Below are 22,735 nucleotides of genomic sequence, written 5' to 3'. Positions count from 1 at the left end.
CATGCCGCACATCTCGCTCATCATTCCGGTGTACAACGAGGCGAAGAGCCTGCCCCTGCTGCTGGAGCGCATCAAGGGCGCACTGGATGCGCTGGATTACGAGGTGATCCTGGTGAACGACGGGTCGAAGGACGATTCCTTCCGCGTGCTGGCGGAGGCCTGCGCCGCTGATGGGCGGTTGCGCGCCATCGACTTCCGCCGCAACTTCGGGCAGACGGCGGCCATCAATGCGGGCATCCAGCATGCCAAGGGCGATGTACTGGTGCTGATGGACAGCGACCTGGAGAACGACCCGGCGGACATACCGCTGCTGCTGGCCAAGCTCGACGAGGGCTATGACGTGGTCAGCGGCTGGCGGCGCGACCGCTGGAAGGGCCAGTTCCTGACGCGGAAGCTGCCCTCGCTGATGGCCAATCGGCTGATCAGCTCCATCAGCGGGGTGAAGCTGCACGACTACGGCTGCACGCTGAAGGCCTACCGACGCGACGTGATCAAGGACGTGGTGCTCTACGGGCAGATGCACCGCTTCATACCCGTGTACTGCAGCTGGCAGGGGGGGCGCGTGGGCGAGTTGCCGGTACGCTACCAGCCGCGCCAGTTCGGCCGCAGCAACTATGGGCTCTTCCGCACCTACAAGGTGATGCTGGACCTGCTGCTGATCAAGTTCCTGGACAAGCACATGACCAAGCCCATCCACTTCTTCGGCGGAGCGGGCTTCCTTTCCTTCGGCGTGGCGTTCTTCGCCTTCGCCCTCATGCTCTGGTTCAAGCTCACCGGTCGCAAGGATTTCGTGCAGACGCCGCTGCCGGTGATCACCTCCATGTTCTTCATCATCGGGCTGCTCATGATCCTGCTCGGCGTACTGGCGGAGATGATGATGCGCACCTACTTCGAGAGCCAGGGCAAGACCACCTTCACCATCCGACGAAAGGTCAACCTCTGATGGAGCGCAAACTGAACCTGGGCTGCGGCGAGGACTTCCGCGAGGGCTACGTGAATGTGGATTTCCACAGCCACGTGGACATCGACGTGCAGCACGACCTGAACAGCTTTCCCTACCCCTTCGCGGATGCGAGCTTCGACCATGTGCTGGCCTCGCACGTGCTGGAGCACCTCGACCGCCCTTTCGTGGTGATGCAGGAGCTGCACCGCATCCTGAAACCGGGCGGCACGCTGATCGTGAAGGTGCCGCATTTCAGCCGGGGCTTCACGCACGCCGAGCACAAGGCCGGCTTCGACGTCACCTTCCCCAAGTACTTCGACCCCACGTTCACCAAGAGCGGCTACTTCGGGGTGCACTTCGAGCTGCAGCGGATGGAGCTGCACTACTTCGCGTTCTTCCACCTGCTGCCGTACATGGGCGTGGGCAGAGCCACCATCGCCCTGATGCGCGGGGTGAACGCAGTGGTGAACTTCTTCGCCAACCTGAGCCCGATGGCCTGCAGCCGCCTGTGGTGCTTCTGGGTGGGCGGCTTCGAGGAGATCGAATACCGGTTCCGCAAGCCATGAGCGAGCAGCCGATCGACCAGCGCACGGCGGATGCCTTCGCCACCTCGTGGAACAACCTGCCCGAGGGGTCGGTGTACAGCACGGCCCAGTTCGAGGAGTGGTTCGCGCCGCTCGGGCGCGCCGATGCCGAGGGGCGCCGCGTGCTGGAGCTTGGCTGCGGCGGCGGCAACCTGCTCACCCACATGGCCGAGTGGCGGCCCGCCCAACTGGTGGGCGTGGACCTGGGTGACAGCGTGGCGATGGCCGAGCGCAACATGGGGCGCACGGGGTTCAAGGCCTGGCGGATCGTGAAGCACGACCTGACCACGTACGACGATCCGGCGCGGTATGACCTGGTCTACTGCATCGGTGTGCTGCACCACCTGAAGGACCCGCGCAAGGGGTTCGAGGCGGTGCTGCGGAACACCAAGCCGGGCGGACGCTTCCACTGCTGGGTGTATGCGCACGAGGGCAACGGCCTTATCCGCTTGGTGGTGGACCCCATCCGCAAGGTGGCCTCGGCGCTGCCATGGTGGTTGACCAAGTACGGCATCGCCACCCCGCTGGTGGCCCCCTACTACGTGTATGCCAAGGCGCTGAACGCACTGCGCTGGCCCGTCCTGCGCGGGCTTCCTCTCTATGACTACTCGCTGTGGATCGCGCAGCGCGGCTTCGCCTTCTTCCGCCACGTGGCCTTCGACCAGCTGGTGACGCCTCAGACGGCCTACATCCGGCGCGGTACCGTGGAGGAGTGGCTGCGCACGGCCGATGCGGAGCCCGGCAGCACCTACGTCATCTTCCGCAACGGCAACTCCTGGAAGTTCGGCGGCAAACGGAGGAGTGCATGAAGGGCACGGACTTCGACCAGGACCAGTTCAGTGAGGCCTATCCGCCCGGCATCGAGCGCACTTGGTGGCAGATCGCGCGCAAGGCGGTAGTGGCCCGCGCCTTCGAGCGCTCCGTGCCGCGCACGGAGCGCATCCTGGAGGTGGGCTGCGGCACCGGCATCGTCACGCACCACCTGAGGGCCTGCGGCTGGGAGGCCAAGGGCGTTGAGCTGGGCACTCCCCGACGGGGGATCCATGCGGCGGAGCACCTGATGCTGGGCGCTGATGCCACGGCGCTGCCGGCGGACTTCCGGGCAGGCATCACGGTGCTGGCGCTCTTCGATGTGATCGAGCACATCGCCGATGCGCCGGGGTTCCTGCGCGGGCTTCTGGCGGCCTATCCGAATGCGCGCACCGTGGTGGTGACCGTGCCGGCCCGCCAAGAACTATGGACCACCTTCGACGACCACTTCGGCCACTTCCGCCGCTATGACCGGCCCATGCTGCAGCAGGAACTCGAGGCGGCGGGCCTGTCGCCGGAATGGAGCGCCTACTTCTTCCACGGACTCTATGCGGCCATTGCCCTGAACAACGCGCTGCGCGGGCGGAAGCGCAATGTGCGGTTCCATGCGCCGGCACCAGGGGCGGCCAGCGCCGCGCACAACGCCATCGGGAGGCTCTTCGCACTGGAAGCCGCGGTGCTGCCCGGCGGCCTTGCCGGATCGAGCATCATCGCCGTGGCCCGGCGCGCCCAATCCTGAACGCGGATGTGCGGCATCGCCGGATTCCAAGGCAGCGGAGGGCTGGAGGATGCCCGTCGCATGATCGCGCGCATCGCCTACCGCGGGCCGGACCTGCAGGAGGCCGTGATGGTCGGCGCGACGGGTCTGGCACATGCCAGGCTGAGCATCATCGACCTGAGCCATGGGGCCGACCAGCCCATGCGCGATGACGAGGGGCGGCTCACCATCATCTTCAACGGCGAGATCTACAACTACCGCGCGCTGCGCGATGCACTGGCGGCGAAGGGGCGCGTGTTCCGCACGGCCTCCGACACCGAAGTGCTGCTGCACCTCTACGCAGAGCATGGCGAAGCGATGCTGCCCCTGCTCAATGGCATGTGGGCCTTCGCCATCCATGATGCCCGGGACGGCAGCCTCTTCCTGGCGCGGGACCGCATGGGCAAGAAGCCCCTGCACTACGCCGAGGCGCCTGGCGCATTCGTGTTCGGAAGCGAGCTGAAGGCGGTGCTCGCGCACCCAGCGGTGGACGCCCGCTTGGACCTGCATGCGCTGAACCAATACCTCACCTTCGAGTACGTGCCCACGCCACGCAGCATCGCGAGCGGCGTGCGGAAGCTGAGGCCGGGCCATTGCATGAGAGTGCTCGAGGGGCGTGTGGCCTGGGAGCGGCCCTACTGGACGCCTCGGTTCACCAAGGCTCCGCTCTCCGAGGCCGAGGCCATGGCCCGGCTGGACGAGGCGCTGCTGAAGGCTACCGAGCGCCGGCTCATGAGCGATGTGCCGCTGGGTGTCTTCCTGAGCGGCGGGCTGGACAGCAGCACCGTGGCCTACTACGCGCAGCGCAGCAGCACCAGCCGCATCAAGACCTTTTCCATCGGGTTCGAGGAGAAGAGTTATGACGAGAGCAGCCAAGCCCGGCTGGTGGCAGATCACCTGGGCACCGAGCACCATGCACAGGTCCTCACCGAGCAGGACAGCCTGGACCTTATCGCGCCGCTCTATGCCACGCTGGACGAGCCCTTCGCCGATGCGTCGCTCATCCCCACGCACCTGCTCAGCCGCTTCGCCCGCCAGCAGGTGACCGTGGCGCTGGGGGGCGATGGCAGCGACGAGTTGCTGGCGGGCTACCCCACATTCGTCGCCGACCGGTACCGCCGCCTCATGGCCGCCCTGCCCCATGGCCTGATGCGGTTGCTGCAACGCGCCTCAGGGCTGCTGCCCGTGAGCGACCGCAACATCAGCCTCGACTTCAAGGTGAGGCAGTTCCTGCGCGGCTTCGGCCAAGGGCCGCAGCATGTGCATACGCTGTGGCTGGGCAGCTTCACGCCACAGGAGAAGCAGGAGCTGTTCACCCGCGAGGCGCGGGCTGAGCTTGGATCGGCCACCGGGCTGGAACCGATCGATGCGCTCCTGAGCGAACGGGGCGGCAAGGACGGTCCGCTGGATTCCACGATCCTCATCTACCTGCTCACTTACCTGCTCGACGACATCCTGGTGAAGGTGGACCGCGCCAGCATGTACACGTCACTGGAGGTGCGGGCGCCCTTCATGGACGTAGAGGTTGTGGAGCTGCTGAACAGCCTGCCCGCTTCGGCCAAGCGTCCCTGGATCGGCGGCAAATGGCTGCTGAAGCAGGTCATGCGCGGCAAGATCCCCGACGCCATCATCGACCGGCCGAAGAAGGGCTTCGGCATCCCGCTCAGCGACTGGCTGCGCCGGCCGCTGCGCCCTTTGTGCGAGGACCTGCTCTCCGCGGATGCGCTGCGACGCGACGGCCTCTTCGATCCCGCCCATGTGGAGCGCCTGAAGCAGGAGCACTTCGCCAGGCGGGCCAACCACCGCAAGCTGCTCTGGACGCTGATGGTCTTCCAGCTCTGGCGGCGAAACCAGGGCGCAGGGCTCTGAGAGCCCCTGAACCGGCACGCTTCTCGCGTGTACGGCATCGCACCGGTCCTACCGGATACCTTCACCCGAGCAAACCCGACCGCCATGCGCACTGCATCGCTCTTCCTCTCCTGCACACTCCTCACCGCACTGTCCGCTGCCGACGGCGAGAAAGCCATCCCCAGCAAGGTCGCCGAGGCCAAGGTCTTCCTGAGCGGCGCGCAGGTGACGCGGAGCGCCACCGCCTCCATCCCGGCGGGGACCAGCGTGCTGGCCTTCACCGGCCTGGCCGAGCAGCTCGACCCGCAGAGCATACACGTGACCGGCAAGGGCGGCTACCAGATCCTGAGCGTGAACCACCGCATCAACTACCTCACGGAGAGCCCGAAGAAGAAGGAGATCGAGGACCTGCAGGCGCGCATCAAGAAGCTGGAGAAGGACTGGGCCTACGAAAAGGCCATGCAGGATGTTTGGGTGAACGAGGAGCAGCTGCTGGGCAAGAACAGCAGCATCGGCGGGCAGCAGAACGGACTCACGGCCGCACAGCTCACTGCAGTGAACGACTACGTGCGCCAGCGGCTCACGATCACCAAGGCGAACTGGCTGGCGCAGCAGGAGAAGCTCACCGCCATCGGGCAGGAGGCCGACAAGCTGCGCCAGCAGCTGAATTCCCTGCAGGCGCAGGCGCCGCGCCCCACCAGCGAGGTGGTCGTGGAGATCACCAGCGGTGCCGAGGTGACCGCCACGTTCACCATCACCTACTTCGTGGGCAGCGCCGGATGGCTGCCCGCCTACGACCTGCGGGCCAAGGGAGTGGGACAGCCCATCGACCTGCTGATGAAGGCGCTGGTGACCAACAATACCGGCGAGGATTGGAGCAAGGTGAGCTTGAGCCTGAGCAGCGGCAATCCTACCCTCGGCGGGGTGATGCCCGCGCTGAACCCTTGGACGCTCTACACCTACCAGCCCCGTCGGCTGCAGACCGTGAGCATTGAGAGCCGCACGCGGCAAAAAGCCGAAGCGCCGATGGCCGCCCCCCCCGCCCATGCCGGCGCCGAAATGGACCTGCAGGAGAGGGAAGCCCGCAGCATCGTGGCGAACACCGTGGCCTTTCGCACCACCACGCGCGAATTCGTGATCGATGCCCCCTTCACCATCCCGAGCGATGGCCGGGCGCACACCGTGGGCGTGCAGAGCCAGAGCATCGCGGCGACCTATAAGCACTTCGCCACGCCCAAGCTGGACAAGGATGCTTTCCTCTATGCGCGCACCACGGGCTGGGAGGACCTCAACCTACTGCCCGGCGCCGCCAATGTGTTCTTCGAGGGCACCTTCGTGGGGGAGAGCTACCTGAACCTCGACGAGCCCAAGGACACCCTCGACATCAGCCTGGGCCGGGACAAGGGCGTAGCGATCGAACGCGTGCGGCGCAAATCGACCAACGAGAAGGCCATCGTGAGCGGCAAGCGCACGGTCACAGTCGGCTGGGACATCACGGTGCGCAACACCAAGGGCGCAATGGTCGACCTGGAGCTGCGCGACCAATGGCCCCTGAGCCCGCAGAGCGAAATCGAAGTGAAGCTGGAGGATGCCACCGGAGCCGCACGCGACGACAACCGCGGCGCACTGACATGGAACCTGCGCCTGGAGCCCAAGGCCACGAGGAAGGTGGGATTCAGCTACTCCGTGCGCCACCCGAAGGAGATGCCGGTGGTGCTGGAATAGCGCCGAACTTCGCAGGCATGCGGAGCGCCTTTGTGCTGGCCTTCCTGGCGGTAGCGGCTTGGTCGCTCGGGCAGGTACGGGCCTTGGACCCGCACCCGCAGCAGGGCCTTGCGGATATGCTGCTCGAATACCTGTCGGTGCGCTACCCGCAACAGCCGGCCACCAGCGATGTGCTGTACATCTCCGTGCACCGGCAGCGGCTCTTCCATGTCCGCGAGGGCCGCTTGGTGGCCGATTTCCCCATCGCCACGGCCCGCAATGGCCTCGGCACGGCCGTGGACAGCTACCGCACGCCGACCGGCCTGCACCGCGTGGCGGAGAAGATCGGCGACGATGTGCCGCCCATGGGCATCCTGAAGGACCGCGTCTACACCGGCCGGCTGGCCGACCCGGACCCCGAGGGCACGGACAAGGACTGGATCACATCGCGGATCCTCTGGCTGGACGGACTTGAGCCCGGCGTGAACCAAGGCCCTGGCGTGGACAGCCGGGGCCGCTACATCTACATCCATGGCACGGCCAGCGAGTGCACGGTGGGCACGCCCAGCTCCATGGGCTGCATCCGCATGCGCAACACGGATGTCATCGCCCTGTACGACGAGGTGCCCGTGGGCGCGCTGGTGGTGGTGCTGGACAATTGAGGACCCGGCCCGCGCTACCTTCGTGGCACCATGCTCACCGGCATCCTCATCGGCCTCCTGCTCGGGATCCTCGCGGGATTCGGCGTGCAGGCCTGGCGCTCCAAAGGGGCACTGGAGGAGGCAGTGGCCGGCCTTCGCGCGACGCACCAGGATGAGAAGGCCTCCCTGCAGGAGCAGCTCGCCCAAGCACAGGAGCGCGGCGATGCGCGGGCCCGTGAAGCCGCCGGCATCGGCGCCCAACTGGCAGCCGAGCAGCAGCGCAGCGCGCACGCCCAGCAGCGGCTCCAGGAGCAGAAGGCCGAGATCGAGCAGCTGCAGGAGCGCATGACGAAGGAGTTCGAGCTCATCGCCAACCGGTTGCTCGAGGACCGGGGCAAAGCGCTCAACGCCCAGCATCAGGAGAAGCTCGGCACCCTTCTGCAGCCGCTCCAGCAGCGCATCAGAGAATTCGAGGAGCAGGTTCGCAAGGCATACGAGGCCGAGGGGCGCGAGCGATTCGCGCTGAAGGCGGAGATCGGCCGCTTGGTGGAGCAGAACCAGAAGCTGAGCCAGGAGGCCAACGACCTTACCAAGGCGCTCAAGGGCGACACCCAGGCCCAGGGCGCTTGGGGCGAGATGATCCTGGAGAAGCTGCTCGAATCCTCAGGGCTGATGAAAGGCCAGGAGTACAGCATGCAGGAGAGCACCACGCTCCACGATGGCTCGCGGCTGCGGCCCGATGCCGTGGTGATGCTCCCGGAGGACAAGCACCTGGTGATCGACAGCAAGGTCTCGCTGCTGCACTACGAACGGTTCGCCGCGGCCTCCGACGAGGCCGAGCGCGGCCGGCTGCTGAAGCTGCACGTGGAGAGCCTGCGCGCGCACGCCAAGGGGCTATCCGAGAAGGACTACACCAAGCTATACGGGGTTCGGAGCGTGGACTTCGTGCTCATGTTCGTGCCCATTGAGCCAGCCTTCCTCCTCGCCTTGCGCGAGCGGCCGGAGATCTTCCAGGAAGCCTATGACCGGCAGGTGGTGATGGTGACCCACTCCACGCTGATGGCCACACTGCGGACCATCCACGGCATCTGGAAGAACGAGCGCATCGCGCGCAACCACATGGAGATCGCTGAGCGCGCGGGCCTGCTCTACGACAAGTTCACCGGCTTCACGAACGACTTGATCGCCGTAGGCGCGGCGATCGGCAGCGCACAGCAGACCTACCAGGAATCCATGAAGAAGCTCTCCACCGGCGCGGGCAACCTTGTGCGGCAGGCAGAGATGCTCAAGGAGCTCGGCGCGAAGACCAACAAGAGCATCAACGAGAAGTTGCTGGCCCGGTCCCTGGAGGAATAGCCATGCGGACCGCACCGACCATCCTCGTGCTCCTGGCACTGCTCGCAGCGGGCTGCGGCTCGCGGCCCCCCCTGCTCCAGCGCGACAACCTGGTCCACGTCTATGGCAGGGGACCGGCCTCCATACGACTGGATGCGCGCGTGCATCACTCGGACGCCGGACTCACGACCCTTTACTTCAAGTTGAACACCGCCGACCTGCTCTACAAAGGCGATGGGGAGGGCGGTCCGTTCAAAGCCCGCGTGCGCATCACCTACGGGGCCTTCGCCGCATGGTCGTCGCGCCAGGTGATCGACAGCGCCAGCACCCTGGTACAGGACCGCAGCGATGCGCCTGGCGAAGAGCGCGAGCTGATCGGCAGCATGCAGCTGCGCCGGCGCCCGGGCAGCAGCTTCGTGGTGAAGGTGGCCGCGCGCGACCTCAACCGAGACAATGAAACGGTGGTTATGCTGCGCGTGCACGACGGAGCACCCGGGTCGCAGCAGTACTTCATGCCGATCGACCCGGCGACGGGGCTGCCGCTCTTCGAGGACCACCTGCCCCTCGGAAGGCCCGTGGCGCTGAGGAATGAAGCGATGGCCGGGCGTCCGATCAGCGTCACACGGCACCCCTTGGATGCCGCGTTACCGATGCCCGTGTTCAGCCAGGATACGCGCAATAACGACGATGTCGCTGCGGATTCCGCCTTCACGGTGCCGCTCGACTCTGCCGGCAAGGCCATCCTGGGCGGCTTGCGGCCGGGGGCCTACCGGTTCTGCGCGGATTCGGCTACCGGCCAAGGGGACTGCTACGTCCTCACAGTGCTGGAAACCGCCTTTCCATACGTTGATGAGCCGCACGACCTGCTGCGCCCCTTGCGCTACATCACCAGCACACAGGAATACGAGCGGATGACGAATGAACCCGATGCACGCAAGGCGATGGAGCGATTCTGGCTTGACGCGGCCGGTGACCGCGAGCGCGCCAGGGAGGCCATCCGCATATACTACGGACGCGTGGAGAATGCCAACCGGCATTTCAGCTCCGTGGTGGAGGGCTGGCGAACCGATCGTGGCCTCGTGCACATCATCTTCGGCACGCCGACCTCCATCTACCGGAGCGAAACGGGCGAGACCTGGACCTACGGGGAGGAGAACAACATCATGAGCCTTTCCTTCAACTTCGTGAAGCGCCCGAGCGCACTCAGCGACAACGATTACCGGCTGGACCGCGATCCGATGTTCAAGGGCGCTTGGTACCGCAATGTGGAGAGCTGGCGAAACGGCCGCGTCCACCAGAACTGAGCCCGTCCGCACCATGCCCCACGCCCCAAATCCACTGCGCCCGGCAGGCTCCGAACCGATGCGGGCAGCGCAAACCGACCATGGCTGACAAGGAACTCATCTGCGGGATATGGCCCGTGATCGAAGCGATCCGCGCGGGCAAGAACGTGGAGAAGATCCTCCTGCGCCGGGAAGCCGGAGGCGATGGCATACGGGAGATCAGGGCGCTGGCCCTGGAGCGGGGCATCCCCTGGCAGCCCGTGCCCGTTGAGAAGCTCGATCGGCTCACCCGTACGGAGCATCAGGGCGTCATCGGCCTGCTGAGCCAGGTGGAAGAACAGGACCTCGACGAGGTGATCGCCATGGCCTATGAGCGCGGCGAAACCCCGTTGATCGTGGCGCTCGACCAGGTGACGGATGTGCGCAACCTCGGTGCCATCGCGCGCAGTGCGGAGTGCTTCGGCGCGCATGCCCTGCTGGTGCCCAAGCAGGGCACGGCACGATTGGGCAGCGATGCCGTGAAGAGCAGCGCAGGGGCCTTGGTGCGCAAACCCGTGTGCCGCGTGGGACGCCTCACCGACGGGCTGAACCGCGCGCGAGCGCATGGCCTTCGGATCGTCGCCCTCACCGAGAAGGGCACCACTCCGCTGGAGAAAGCCGACCTTGGCGGACCACTCGTTCTGGTGCTGGGCGCGGAGGGTGAAGGGCTCTCCGAGGCGGTGCTCCGCATGGCCGATGAGCTGACCCGCATCCCCATGGCCGGAGCCATAGGCTCCTTGAACGTGAGCGTGGCGGCAGGCATCGCGCTGCATGCCGCCCTCAGCCGACGCCCTGCCTGACCTGTTCAACGGCCGTTGGACAGGGTGCCGATCCTGCACCCGCTCCCCCCACAGGAACCTTAAAGGTCCTCCGGCGGTATAACGCGTCCAGAACTGACCGGCTACGGCGGACCACTCCCCGCAGAGCCCCGAACATCAGGACGATGAAGCAGACCACATGCTTCGGATGGATGCTTGCAGTAGCGGCCGCCATCCTGCTCTCCTCCATAGAGGCCCAAGGACAATCCGGGTCACAAGGCCACCGCACCTATGCCGTTCAGGTGGAAGGGCTTACGACACAGGACCGCGATGCGCTGACCCGTTCACTGGCCGCAGAGCCGGGATTGAAGCTGGTCTTCGCCTGCGTCCCTGCAGGGCTGCTGGTCTTCGAGGCCACCGAGGGCGGCCCCCGGTCGATGGCGAAGGAACGCTCCCTGCCGGTGATGCGCGCGCGCATCCACGCGGCACGGATCACCGAAGTCGACCATGGACTGTCGGAGGCCGAGGAGGCCTGCGCCCAACAACGCAACCGATGATCCGGCAGGCGCAACCCGGCATCCGCCAAGCGCTTCGCCGCGCGGCACTGGCGAGCAGCGTCGTGCTCATCGCCTCAGGCCTACGGGCTCAGCTGAGCGTTGCGCCCCAGACCGATCTGCAGGCGCTGGCCCAGACGATCACCGGCAACGGCGTTCAGATCCTGAACCCGACCATCACCTGCCATGGGGAGGGCTACGGCTCATTCACCAACAGCGGCGGACTGCTCGGGCTCGATGCCGGGGTGGTGCTGACGAGCGGCCGCATCACGGACGCTATCGGCCCCAACAACGCGGAGAACCGCACCTTCCAGCAAGGCACGCCGGGCAGCTCCATCCTCAATGCCGTCACCGGCCGCACCACTTATGATGCATGCCGCTTCGAATTCGACGTGATTCCCAGCGGCGACAGCCTCAGCTTCAATTTCGTCTTCGGCAGCGAGGAGTACAACGAGTGGGTGGGCTCGCAATACAACGACGTTTTCGGGTTCTTCATCAGCGGGCCAGGCATCACCGGCGACCCGGGCATCGGCAACGACCGGAACATCGCGCTCATCCCCAGCACGAGCACCGCCGTGGCCATCAACAATGTGAACGCAGGGCAGAACAGCGCGCACTTCCAGCACAACCCGGGCGGACAGCAGCTGCAGATGGATGGCTTCACGCGCAATCTGGTGGCGCGCTCCCCGGTTCAGCCCTGCCAGACCTACCACCTCAAGTTGATCGTGGCGGATGCCAGCGACCGCAAGTTCGACAGCTGGGTCTTCATCGAGCGCATCCAGAGTCCCAGCATCACCTTGAGCGCAGTCACCGCCAATGGCGGGGCCGAGCTCGTGGAGGGCTGCAACCCGGGCTTCGTGCGGTTCACGCGCGATCCCGTGCTGCCCACCCCGGTGACATTGACCTATTACCTGCAAGGCTCGGCCATCAACGGTGTGGACTATGCCGTCATCGGCGACCCCGACCCGGACATGGCGAAAACCATCGTCATCCCCGCGGGTGCTGCGCATGCGGATGTCCCCATCACACCAATCGTGGACGGGCTGCAAGAGCCTGCTGAGACGCTGCTGTTCCTCTTGGGCAATCCCTATTGCGCGGGTGCCGTGCTCGACTCCTTGACCGTGCCGCTCTCCGACTCGCTCACCGTAGCGGTTTCGCCCGATGCCACCATCTGCCCGGGGGGATCCGTGCCAATCAGCGTGACGGGAGGGTCCACCTACAGCTGGAGCCCGGCAGCAGGACTCAGCTGCAGCGATTGCCCGAATCCTATCGCCTCTCCGACCTCAACCACAGCCTATTCGCTCACCGTTGCCTCGGGAGCCTGCACCCGCACGGTCAGTCGCATGGTGGAGGTGAGCGACCCGGTGATCACCGGCACCATCGTCCAACCCCTCTGCCATGGTGCATCCAACGGCGCGATCGGCTTGACGATCGGTGGTGGCCAAGCGCCGTACTCCTTCGCTTGGACGGGGCCCGACGGATTCACCGCCGCCACCGAGGACCTGGTGGGGATCGGAACCGGCGACTATGCCGTAACCATCACCGATGCGAATGGATGCAACCACACGCGGGCATTCAACGTGGGCAGCCCGGCGCCGCTCTCCATCGCACTCACCCCTTCCATCCTCCCTTTCGGGCAGAACATCGCCTGTGGCGGCGAAAGCACCGGTGCGCTGAGTGCGAACATCGATGGCGGGACCGGGCCCTATGGCTTTGCCTGGTCCGGCCCCAACGGATTCTCAGCCGTGCAGCAGAACCTCAGCGGCCTCGCTGCCGGCAACTATCAGCTGACGGCGACGGACGCTCATGGCTGCAGCGCTACGGCAACGTATATGCTGGTTGAGCCACCACCCTTGACGGGCACCGTGGCCTCCATTGCGGATGCCAGCTGCCATGGCGGCAACGATGGTTCGGCATCCATCCTGGCAGCGGGCGGTAATGCACCCTATAGCTACGCATGGTCCACCAGTCCCGGTCAGGACGGCACGGTGGCCGACGGATTGGCCGCGGGCACCTACACCTGCACCATCACGGACGCCTATGGCTGCACCGCAATCGCGGAAGCCGTTATCGGCCAGCCGCTCCAGCCGCTCCAAGCCGTAATCACGGGCACGACCGATGCACTGTGTTTCGATGCGGCCACGGGCAGCGCACAGGCTGCTGCCACCGGAGGCACCGCACCTTATGCCTTTGCATGGAACACCAGCCCTGCACAGGGCGGTCCGAGCGCCACAGGCCTCCTTGCGGGCAGCTACACCGTGACGGTCACCGATGCGCTCGGCTGCGAAACGGCTGCGGCAGCGATCGTGGGCGGCGCTTCCGCCGAGCTCTGGGCCTACTTCGAATCCGTCACGCACGTCACCTGCTTCGGCGAGGCCGATGGCACCGCCACGCTTGATGTGAGCGGCGGCAGCGGCTCCTACAGCATCCTCTGGAACACGGCTCCGCCACAGACCGGCCTCACCGCCACCGGGCTCGCCCCGGGCGACTACCTCGTGGCCGTGTCGGACAACAACGGCTGTGACGAAACGAAGTACGTGCCGCTCACGATCCTTGGTCCCGCGGGTCCGCTGGCGGTCACCCTGGCGGTAACGCCGATCAGCTGCAACGGGGCCGAGAATGCTGCCGTGGACCTGCAGATGAGCGGAGGCCTTGCGCCCTACACGCATCAGTGGAGCGACAGCTTCGGCAACGCCACCGGCATCGAGGACCTCACGGGCCTCGGGCCGGCCGTCTACTACCTGCATGCCTTCGACGCGCTCGGGTGCGTCTACGACACCGCATTCACGCTGACCGAACCCCCAGCGATCGCCGTCACCGCATCGGTGAGCCCTGCCGAGTGCTCCGGCCTGGCGAGCGGCGCCATCGATGCAGCAGCCTCAGGCGGCACAGGGGCGTTGAGCTTTGCATGGAGCGGGCCTGAGGGATTCGCCGCTACGACGGAAGACATCAGCGCATTGGCGAGCGGGAGTTACCAGCTCGTCGCCACCGATGCCAACGGCTGCACCGCATCCGCCACCTACACCGTGACCCAGCCGGGCGATATCGTCATATCGCTCACCGTGGCCGATCACAACGGCGCAGGCGTGAGCTGCCCCGATGCAATGGACGGGGCGATCGATGCCACGATCTCAGGCGGCACGGCACCGCTCACGGTATCCTGGTCAGGACCGGGTGGGTACACCAGCGCTGATGCGGATATCAGCGGCCTTGGGGCCGGCACCTACTTGCTCACCGTGACGGACAGCAACGGATGCCGGGAATCGGCCCAGATCGAGGTCACGGCGCCGGACACGCTGACCACCTCGATTACCGCAGCGCTTTACAATGGCTATGGCACAAGCTGCGCCGGCGCATCCGATGGTGTCCTTTCCGCATCCGTTTCCGGCGGCATCGCGCCCATCACCTTCGCCTGGAGCGGGCCCGATGCATTCGTGGCAAGCGGAGCGACGATCCAGGACCTCGCAGTGGGCGGCTATACCGTTACCGCCACGGATGCGAACGGATGCACCGCCACGGCATCCGCGACCATCACCGCTCCCCCGGCACTCACCGCGACCGCCACACCCTTCTTCCACCCGGGCGGCTCAGCGATCTCCTGCGCCGGCGCTGCGGACGGCGCCATCGACCTTGCCGTGCTCGGCGGAGCCCCTCCCTATTCCATCGTCTGGAGCAATGGCCTAGGGTACGCCAGCATTGAAGAGGATATCAGCGGACTTGAAGCGGGCGGCTACCAAGCCACGGTTACGGACGCCAACGGGTGCAGCACTTCGGTGCTGGCGGTGCTTGAAGCGCCCGCGCCCATCGGCCTCACCGCCATCCTTTCCGGTGCGAATGGCAGCCATGTGAGCTGCTCCGATGCCACCGATGGCAGCATCAACCTCACCGCTTCCGGCGGCACCGGGCCCTATCTCTTCGACTGGAGCACGGGTGATGCCACGGAAGACCTCAGCGGAATAGGTGCCGGCGCCTATTCGGTGCAGGTGAGCGATGCCAACGGCTGCTCCGCCACGGCCACCTACGACCTCGTCGCGCCCGATGCGCTGGCCATCTCACTCAATGCGGAACAGGCGGCAGTGACCTGCCCCGGAGCCGCCGACGGTGCAATCGCTTCCGGAATCACTGGCGGCAGCGCCCCTTACACGTTGCTATGGAGCGGACCGGATGGCTTTGCAGCGGCAAGCGCCAGCATCGACGGGCTCGGGGCCGGCACCTATGCGCTCACCGTGACCGATGCCAGCGGGTGCATCGGCAATGCCGAGCTGTCGATCGCCGAACCATCGGGCATCTCAGTCACCATCACTGCCAGCAGCTACAACGGCGGCCATGCGATCCCCTGCGCCGGATTGAGCAATGGAAGCGCGGTGGCCAATGCAACAGGCGGAACAGGCAGCCACAGCTATGCATGGAGCGGCCCTGATGGATACAGCAGTCAAGCGCCCTCCATCACCGGCTTGGCCTCCGGTGACTACTCCGTGACCGTGACCGATTCCAACGGCTGCACCGGGGCTGCCTCCATCACGCTGCAAGCGCCGCAGCCGCTGGCTGCCACGCCCTCGGTCACCGACCTCAACGGGTACGGCGTCAGCTGCCAAGGGAACGATGGGAGCGCCTCGGTGAACATCGCCGGCGGAACGCAACCCTATGGCATCGCTTGGAGCGGCCCCGGTGGATTCACCAGCACGCAAGCCTCGATCAGCGGGCTTGCAGCCGGAAATTATGCACTGGTCATCAACGATGCCAACGGCTGCCAGGCCGTGGCAACCATTACGCTCACCGCCCCTCCGCCGCTGGAGGTGACGTTCTCAAGCACCGCGAACAACTGCCCGACAGGGGCCGCAGGACTGATCGACCTCACGGTGGTGGGCGGCGCTGCACCTTACTCCTTCGCATGGAGCGGTCCCGGAGGATTCGCCAGCGCGGTCGAGGATATCACAGGCCTCTCAAACGGAGACTATACGGTGGCCATCACCGACGCCCTCGGCTGCACCGCCACGCTCACCGCCGCCGTGGACAGCCCGCTCCCGCTGGGCACTGGAGCATACGTATCCTTCTACGGCAGCTACAACCTGCAGTGTCAAGGGGACAGCAGCGGCGTCATCGAGCTGGAACCCGTGGGCGGAACCGCGCCATGGACGGTGATGATCGCAGGGCCGGGTGGATTCGCCTCGAATACCCCCTTGAACAATGGCCTCGTTGCAGGCACCTACAGCGTGAGCATCACCGATGGCAATGGCTGCCAGCTGGATACGCTGATCGCGCTCACCGAGCCGCCCTCACAGATCGGCGCCAGCCTGCAGGTCAGCAACTATCCCAGCGGCTCCAATGTGAGTTGCCATGGCGCCAGTGACGGCTGGATCGACGCCACCGTGAGCGGCGGCTCAGGACCCTACACGTTCGATTGGCGCGGTCCGGACAGCCTCGCCTTCAGCAGTGAGGATATCACCGGCCTGCCTGCCGGTACCTATGCCTACGAGCTCGTCGTGATCGATGCGAACCAATGCGCGTTCGCGACGGAAGTGACCCTCACCGAGCCCGATAGTGCGCTGGAAGCAGGTGCCATCGCCAGTGCCTACAATGGCTACGGCATCAGCTGCCCGGGCGCCGCCGACGGCACGCTGGAGGCCCTCTTCTCCGGCGGCAGCGGAGGGTACACCATCAACTGGAGCGGACCCGCAGGCTTCAGCAGCGACCTCGCTGCGCTGGCGGGCCTCTCACCCGGTGCATACACGCTAACGGTCACGGACATCAACGGCTGCACGGCGACGCATGACCTCCTCCTCTCCGCTCCGGACGCCATCGTGACCGAACTGGTCCCCGGGCTGTTCAATGGGGGCGTGAACATCTCCTGCGCCGGCGCTGACGATGGGAGCATCGTCGCCGAAATCAGCGGCGGTGCCGGCAGCATCAGCTTCCAATGGTCGGGACCAGGCGGCTTCGCGGCCTCCGGCGCCGCCATCGGCAGCCTTGCGCCCGGCGCCTATTGCCTTGCGGCAACCGATGCCAATGGCTGCGCAGCGCAGCAGTGCGTAACCCTGACGGGCCCCGAGGCCCTCACCGCATCAACGACCGCAAGCGATGCCTCGTGCGGAGAAAGCACGGGCACGGCCGATCTGGCGGTGTCGGGCGGTACCGCTCCCTACATCTACGCCTGGAGCCAAGGCAGCACCATGCAGAACCTCGATGGCTTGGCGGGCGGCTCCTATTCCGTGGTCGTCACCGACGCCAATGGCTGCACCGCCACCGCTGAGGCCCTCGTTGGGTCCACTCCCCCGCTGGTCGCGGAAGGGACCGCCTCCGACGCGATCTGCCACGGCGGCACCGACGGCAGCATCACCGTGAACGTCACCTCCGGCGCCGCTCCATTCGCCTATGCGTGGAGCCACGGGCTCGCCACCAGCGATGCCATGGGCCTTTCCGCTGGCACCTATGCGATCATGATCACGGATTCCAATGGCTGTACCTGGAGCCAGGCCTGGACCATCGAGGAGCGCCCCGAGCTGATCATCGATGCCGTGACCAGCAACTACTCCGGCGGATATGAGGTGAGCACGCATCAAGGCCAGGATGGCAGCATCGATCTTTCCGTTAGCGGTGGTGCCCCGCCCTATGCGTACAGCTGGTCGAATGGCGCCTCAGGGAGCGCTGCGAACGCGCTCGGGGCCGGCATCTACACGGTAACGGTGACCGATGCGAACGGCTGCAGTGCGCAGCTCACCATCGAACTGACTGCGCCCGAGGACCTCATCATGCCCACGGGATTCACGCCGAATCAGGACGGATTCAACGACGCCTTCATCGTCCAAGGGCTCGATGCCCATCCGGCCAACCTGCTCACCGTGCTCAACCGCTGGGGCAACGTGGTCTTCGAACAGCTGAACTACCGCAACGACTGGAGCGGGGACAGCAGCACCGGGGATGCGCTGCCCAACGGCACCTACTTCGTCATCCTCAACATCAACAACGGCGAGCGCACCCTGCAGGGGTACGTCGACCTCCGCCGCTGATCCAGCAGCCACATGAAGAATCCAGTGCGGCGAATCCTATCGGCCGGGATGATCCTGGCCGGGCTGGCCGCTTCCGCGCAGCAGGAGGTGATGGTGAGCCAATACATGTTCAACGGGCTCTTCCTCAATCCGGCCTATGCGGGCAGCCACGGATACGCCACCTCCAGCCTGCTGCACCGGAGCCAGTGGATGCAGATGGAGGGCGCACCGCGCACCAGCATGCTCGCCATCGACGGCCCGCTCATGGGCAACCGGATGGGCGTCGGCTTCTCATTGGTGCATGACCAGATCGGCATCAGCCGCGACCTCGACATCAGCGCGCACTATGCCTACCACCTCCGCGTGGGCCCGAGCAGCCGCATCGCGCTTGGGCTGCGCGGCGGCCTTTCGCTCTACAGCGCGCGCCTCAGTGACCTGCGGTACTGGGACGCGAACGACCCGATGTACCAGTCCGACATCGCGAATGCCCCCGTGGGCAAGTTCGGCTTCGGCATCTACTGGTATGACGCCAGCAGCTACGTCGGCCTCAGCGTACCCACCATCTACGCGGCGGACGGGCGCATCACCCTCGACGCGCCTCATGCCATGCAGCACTACTTCACGCAGCACTACTACCTGAACGCGGGAAAGGTCTTCCCCTTGGGCGAATCGCTGGACATCAAGCCCAGCACGCTCATCAAGTACTCACCGGGTGCACCGATGGAGGCCGATGTGAACTGCAACGTACTCTACCGGGAACGCATCTGGCTGGGCCTGGGCTACCGGACCGGTGATGCCCTGGTGGCCATGGCCGAGTACCAGGTGAGCCCGCAGCTGCGCATCGGCTATGCCTACGACATGACCACTTCGCGTCTGCGCAGCTACACCACGGGCAGCCACGAGGTGATGCTGGGGCTCGACTTCGGAAAGGAACTCGTCCGCATCAAGTCGCCGCGGTACTTCTAAGCGCATGGCCATGAACAAGCTCGCACTCCCCCTCCTCGCAATCGCCTTGGCCGGGTGCGCGCAGCACCATGCCCTGCAAGGGGACAAGGCCCATGGCCGTATGGCCTATGCCGACGCCGCCTGCCACTATGAAAAGGCCCTTGCGCGCATCAACGACCGCGCGCTGGCGCTCCGAACTGCGGATGCCTATGCCCGCCTGAACCAGTACGCAAAGGCCGCCGATTGGTACGCGTATGCGGAACGCATGGCGCCGCTCTCCTCCGAGGAAGCCCTTGCCTTCGGCCGGGCGCTGCAGTCCCTGGGCCGCACCGGAGAGGCGGCCCGGCTCCTCGAGCAGGTGCTTGCCGAGCGCCCCGAGGACGCGGTTGCGCGCGAGATGGGCCTTTCCATCGCCGACCAGGAGGCCTTCTACGAGGACACCACGCTGTTCACCGTGGCACCGGTGCACATCCCCGGCGTGCACAGCGCGTTCGGCGCAGTGCCCTTCGGCAACGGCATCCTCTTCGCCGCGGACCGCGCAGCGGGCTCCGGCCGCGCCAACCCCTGGAACGGTGCATCGTTCCTCGACCTGTACACCGCAGACCTCTCAGGCGGCGGCGCCACCGCTGCCGTTCCGCTGGCCGGAGCGGTGAACGGACGGTTCCATGACGGTCCCGCCGTGCTGAGCGCTGATGGAAGCACCATGTACTTCACCCGAAGCGACTACTACCGGTTCCGGCTCAACAAGGACGAGAGCGGCACCAGCCACCTCATGCTGTTCCGCGCCGAGAAACAGCCCGATGGCAGTTGGGGAGCCGTGAGCTCATTCGCCTACAACGGCCTGGACTTCTCCGCCGGCCACGCCGCCCTGAGTGCGGATGGGAACACCCTCTACTACATCAGCGACATGCCCGGGGGCCTCGGCGGAACGGACATCTATGCCTGCCAGCGCACGCCGGAGGGCTGGGGATATCCGCGGAACCTGGGCCCTGCGATCAACACCGCAGCGAACGAGATGTTCCCCACCATCAAGGGCGACACCATGTACTTCTCCTCCAACGGCCATCGTGCGATCGGCGGGCTGGACATCTTCCGCACCATGCTGAGGGACGGCGAATGGTCCGTGCCGGAGAACATGAACTATCCGATCAACACGCAGCACGACGACTTCGCGCTGGTGATGCTCGGCGACGGCCGCAGCGGCTACCTCAGCAGCAATCGCACCGGCAGGGATGCGATCCATCGGATCACCTCGCATGACCCGTCACTGAGCCTGCATGCCGCATTCCTCGACGAGGAGGACGGCTCGCCCATGGCTGGCGTGGAGGTGAGGATGCTGGAGCCCACAGAGCCCGAGCCCGTGGTGCTCTTCACCGGCGATGACGGCCACATCACGCTGCCCCTGACGGTGGATCGCCTGTACGAGGTGATGGCGAGCAAGGATGGCGTCTTCACGGAGAGCCGAACGGTGAGCACCAAGGGGCAGCGCACCAGCAGGACCTATGAGGAGGAGTTCCGCATGAGGCGCGTGGTGGTCGACAAGCCCATCGTGATCGAGAACATCTACTATGATTACGACCGATGGGAGATCAGGCCCGATGCGGCCCAGGAGCTCGACAAGGTGGCGCGTCTGTTCCTCGACAATCCGTCGCTGAGCTTCGAGCTGGGGTCGCACACCGACAGCCGCGCGAGCACGGCCTACAACCTGGTGCTCAGTGATGCCCGCGCCAATAGCGCCGTGGACTACCTGATCCGCAAGGGCGTGCCCCCCGAACGTCTCAGCGCGAAGGGCTATGGGGAGGGCAGGCCCGTGAATCGCTGCGTGGACGGGGTGGAATGCACGGAGGAGGAGCACCAGGCCAACCGTCGGACCGAATTCAAGGTGGTGAAGGTGCAGCCCATGCTCACCGAGGAGCACAGCGCGCACTAGGCCTTCTGCACGGCCCTCCGGCGCACCACCTCGCTGAAAGGAAGGCCGAGGACATGGCTCTCCGCCCAAGCCAGCACATCGAAGTACTTGAGCACAAGGCTCTCGTTCGGATCCTTGAGCTGCACGAGCAGCTGCTCGTGCAGGGACTTGAAGAGCTCTCGCCGCTGCGTTGCCTCACCAGCGCGTGCAAGCTTCTTGATCTGGTCCATGAGCAGGGTCTCCACCTGGTGCGCCCGCTGGCGCTTCCCAAGGAAGCGCTGCGTGGAGCGGACGATGTAGCCGAGCAGGTCGAAATTGCCAAGCTCATAATGCACCACCAGATTGAATAGGCGGGCGTAGGTGAAGATGTCCTGGCGCAGGGTGGGCTCATTGTCGTTGAGCACCTTGTTCAGCCAGAACAGCGCCTTGTTCATCTGTCCGGCGCCGAAATGCACGCAGGCCATGCTCCATTGGAACTCCAGGGCCTGCTCCTTGTGCAGTCGGTCGCCGAGGCGCTCCATGCCCTCGATGACCTCCCCTGACATCGCCACGGCCTTGGCATGATCGCCGGCACGGTCCAACAAGCGCAGCTCGCTCAGGTAGCTCGTCACGAAGACCTGCGTCTCGATGTTGATGCCGCCGAAGCCGGGCTCCTCCGTGAGCGACCGCATGAGCCTCGTATTCTGCCGCGCACCATCAAGGTCGTGCAGTTCCACCTGAGCGTTGATGATGTAATGCAGCGTGCGGATGTAGCGCTCCGCGAGATCAGCCTTGATCGAGGGATTCTCATCGAGGATCTGCTTCACCCGCATGAACTTCTCGAGGCTCGTGCGCCAATCGCGCTTGGCCCAGTGGCAGAAGCCCTGGGTGTAGTAGCAGATGGTCGCGGCACGGCGGCTGAGGGCGGTGTTCCGGCCCTTGATCAGCGGGTGGTCGCTGATCTCCTCCACCATCGCATGCTCCTCCTCGGTGCGCACATAGCCGCCGCTCCGGAACACATAGTTGATCTTCGAATAGAGGATCTGGTAGGCGGCAAGGTTCCTGAGCTTCTCGATCACCTCGCGCTCCTCCTCGATGAGCGCATCCAGGTCCTTGGTGAATTCGCCGCTCTCGTAGGCCTCCTCGAGCAGCATCTTCTCCCAGCTGAGGAGCTCGAACCAATAGTAGAACCGCTCATTCTCGCGGGCGATGCGCTTCGCACGGTGCAGCAGCTTGTTGCACTCCGAATAGAGGGCCTTCTGGTAAAGGATCTCGATGTTCTTGATCTCCTGCTTCAGGATGCCGCTCACCGAGCTCTCTGCGTGGAATGCCCGCAGGGCCTTGAGGATGAGCTTGTACAGGTGATTCTTCTCCGACGGCAGGTGCTTGATGAAGGTCTCCTTGGCGAACTGCTTCTTGATCGCATCCTCATCGTATACGGCCTGCTTGTCGATGGCGTCGAAGATCCGCAGGTAGTTCTTCGGGCCGCTCTGGAGTGCGCTGTGCAGCTTGAAGAAGCGCTTCTCCGACTTTGTCAGCGACTTGATTAGATCATGCAGTTCGGTGCTCGGCTTCATCGGCTACGCGGTTACGAATCCAAAGGGACAATCCAAATGTAGGACTCCCAACAGCCTTCGAATTTCGCGCTCTCCAGGGTTTG

15 protein-coding genes are annotated in these 22,735 nt (G+C 65.5%); 14 read left to right on the top strand and 1 reads right to left on the bottom strand.

The features are described 5' to 3' along the window. Position 1: 1 nt before the first annotated feature. The 14 genes from QY325_15760 to QY325_15695 all read left to right on the top strand — a co-directional run bounded on the left by QY325_15760 (position 2) and on the right by QY325_15695 (position 21,117). Positions 2–943, top strand: coding sequence for a glycosyltransferase (locus tag QY325_15760; protein WKZ66206.1), 942 nt, complete (start codon positions 2–4; stop codon positions 941–943). After that, positions 943–1,509 carry a class I SAM-dependent methyltransferase gene (locus QY325_15755; protein WKZ66205.1) on the top strand — a complete coding sequence of 189 codons (567 nt, stop codon included), beginning with the start codon at positions 943–945 and terminating at the stop codon, positions 1,507–1,509. Before QY325_15760 ends, QY325_15755 begins: the two co-directional genes overlap by 1 nt. After that, complete coding sequence (locus QY325_15750; GenBank protein WKZ66204.1) at positions 1,506–2,336, top strand: class I SAM-dependent methyltransferase; 831 nt, start codon at positions 1,506–1,508, stop codon at positions 2,334–2,336. Before QY325_15755 ends, QY325_15750 begins: the two co-directional genes overlap by 4 nt. Continuing rightward, on the top strand, positions 2,333–3,076 hold the full coding sequence (locus QY325_15745) for a methyltransferase domain-containing protein (protein WKZ66203.1): 744 nt from the start codon (positions 2,333–2,335) through the stop codon (positions 3,074–3,076). Before QY325_15750 ends, QY325_15745 begins: the two co-directional genes overlap by 4 nt. 6 nt (positions 3,077–3,082) lie before the next feature. Next, positions 3,083–4,963, top strand: a complete 1,881-nt coding sequence (gene asnB / locus QY325_15740; GenBank protein WKZ66202.1) for an asparagine synthase (glutamine-hydrolyzing) — start codon at positions 3,083–3,085, stop codon at positions 4,961–4,963. An 84-nt stretch (positions 4,964–5,047) separates the two neighbouring features. Further along, positions 5,048–6,667 carry a DUF4139 domain-containing protein gene (locus QY325_15735; GenBank protein ID WKZ66201.1) on the top strand — a complete coding sequence of 540 codons (1,620 nt, stop codon included), beginning with the start codon at positions 5,048–5,050 and terminating at the stop codon, positions 6,665–6,667. Between the two features lie 17 nt (positions 6,668–6,684). Beyond that, positions 6,685–7,308: a L,D-transpeptidase gene (locus tag QY325_15730; protein WKZ66200.1), complete on the top strand. Its 624-nt coding sequence runs from the start codon at positions 6,685–6,687 to the stop codon at positions 7,306–7,308. A 30-nt stretch (positions 7,309–7,338) separates the two neighbouring features. Continuing rightward, a complete protein-coding gene (rmuC, locus tag QY325_15725; protein WKZ66199.1) occupies positions 7,339–8,643 on the top strand; it encodes a DNA recombination protein RmuC in 1,305 nt (434 codons plus the stop codon). A 2-nt stretch (positions 8,644–8,645) separates the two neighbouring features. After that, entirely contained in the window at positions 8,646–9,926 is a 1,281-nt protein-coding gene (locus QY325_15720; GenBank protein ID WKZ66198.1) for a GWxTD domain-containing protein, read from the top strand. A gap of 80 nt (positions 9,927–10,006) precedes the next feature. Continuing rightward, the gene (gene rlmB / locus QY325_15715) at positions 10,007–10,744 is read left to right on the top strand and encodes a 23S rRNA (guanosine(2251)-2'-O)-methyltransferase RlmB (GenBank protein ID WKZ66197.1); all 738 of its coding nucleotides are present in this window, start codon (positions 10,007–10,009) and stop codon (positions 10,742–10,744) included. Positions 10,745–10,887: 143 nt separating this feature from the next. Then, positions 10,888–11,259, top strand: coding sequence for a hypothetical protein (locus QY325_15710; protein ID WKZ66196.1), 372 nt, complete (start codon positions 10,888–10,890; stop codon positions 11,257–11,259). Then, a complete protein-coding gene (locus QY325_15705) occupies positions 11,256–18,263 on the top strand; it encodes a choice-of-anchor L domain-containing protein (GenBank protein WKZ66195.1) in 7,008 nt (2,335 codons plus the stop codon). The genes QY325_15710 and QY325_15705 overlap by 4 nt, the downstream gene beginning before the upstream one ends. Before the next feature lie 12 nt (positions 18,264–18,275). Continuing rightward, positions 18,276–19,208 (top strand): type IX secretion system membrane protein PorP/SprF, encoded by a 933-nt coding sequence (locus QY325_15700; protein WKZ66194.1) that lies wholly within the window; start codon positions 18,276–18,278, stop codon positions 19,206–19,208. A 10-nt stretch (positions 19,209–19,218) separates the two neighbouring features. Continuing rightward, a complete protein-coding gene (locus QY325_15695) occupies positions 19,219–21,117 on the top strand; it encodes an OmpA family protein (protein ID WKZ66193.1) in 1,899 nt (632 codons plus the stop codon). Here QY325_15695 and QY325_15690 read toward each other — a convergent pair. Then, a complete protein-coding gene (locus tag QY325_15690; protein ID WKZ66192.1) occupies positions 21,114–22,652 on the bottom strand; it encodes a hypothetical protein in 1,539 nt (512 codons plus the stop codon). The two genes, QY325_15695 and QY325_15690, sit on opposite strands and share 4 nt — an antisense overlap. Positions 22,653–22,735 lie beyond the last annotated feature (83 nt).

The sequence above is a fragment of the Flavobacteriales bacterium genome (assembly GCA_030584065.1).
GTDB lineage: Bacteria > Bacteroidota > Bacteroidia > Flavobacteriales_F > PHOS-HE28 > PHOS-HE28.
The sequence above is the reverse complement of the archived record's forward strand: the minus strand, read 5'-3'. Positions and strand labels throughout refer to the sequence as shown.

What these genes read in the sequence shown, in the direction of transcription:
- QY325_15760 (WKZ66206.1), top strand. Translation starts at nt 2, where the DNA reads ATGCCGCACATCTCGCTCATCATTCCGGTGTACAACGAGGCGAAGAGC.
- QY325_15755 (WKZ66205.1), top strand. Translation starts at nt 943, where the DNA reads ATGGAGCGCAAACTGAACCTGGGCTGCGGCGAGGACTTCCGCGAGGGC.
- QY325_15750 (WKZ66204.1), top strand. Translation starts at nt 1,506, where the DNA reads ATGAGCGAGCAGCCGATCGACCAGCGCACGGCGGATGCCTTCGCCACC.
- QY325_15745 (WKZ66203.1), top strand. Translation starts at nt 2,333, where the DNA reads ATGAAGGGCACGGACTTCGACCAGGACCAGTTCAGTGAGGCCTATCCG.
- asnB (WKZ66202.1), top strand. Translation starts at nt 3,083, where the DNA reads ATGTGCGGCATCGCCGGATTCCAAGGCAGCGGAGGGCTGGAGGATGCC.
- QY325_15735 (WKZ66201.1), top strand. Translation starts at nt 5,048, where the DNA reads ATGCGCACTGCATCGCTCTTCCTCTCCTGCACACTCCTCACCGCACTG.
- QY325_15730 (WKZ66200.1), top strand. Translation starts at nt 6,685, where the DNA reads ATGCGGAGCGCCTTTGTGCTGGCCTTCCTGGCGGTAGCGGCTTGGTCG.
- rmuC (WKZ66199.1), top strand. Translation starts at nt 7,339, where the DNA reads ATGCTCACCGGCATCCTCATCGGCCTCCTGCTCGGGATCCTCGCGGGA.
- QY325_15720 (WKZ66198.1), top strand. Translation starts at nt 8,646, where the DNA reads ATGCGGACCGCACCGACCATCCTCGTGCTCCTGGCACTGCTCGCAGCG.
- rlmB (WKZ66197.1), top strand. Translation starts at nt 10,007, where the DNA reads ATGGCTGACAAGGAACTCATCTGCGGGATATGGCCCGTGATCGAAGCG.
- QY325_15710 (WKZ66196.1), top strand. Translation starts at nt 10,888, where the DNA reads ATGAAGCAGACCACATGCTTCGGATGGATGCTTGCAGTAGCGGCCGCC.
- QY325_15705 (WKZ66195.1), top strand. Translation starts at nt 11,256, where the DNA reads ATGATCCGGCAGGCGCAACCCGGCATCCGCCAAGCGCTTCGCCGCGCG.
- QY325_15700 (WKZ66194.1), top strand. Translation starts at nt 18,276, where the DNA reads ATGAAGAATCCAGTGCGGCGAATCCTATCGGCCGGGATGATCCTGGCC.
- QY325_15695 (WKZ66193.1), top strand. Translation starts at nt 19,219, where the DNA reads ATGAACAAGCTCGCACTCCCCCTCCTCGCAATCGCCTTGGCCGGGTGC.
- QY325_15690 (WKZ66192.1), bottom strand. Translation starts at nt 22,652, where the DNA reads ATGAAGCCGAGCACCGAACTGCATGATCTAATCAAGTCGCTGACAAAG.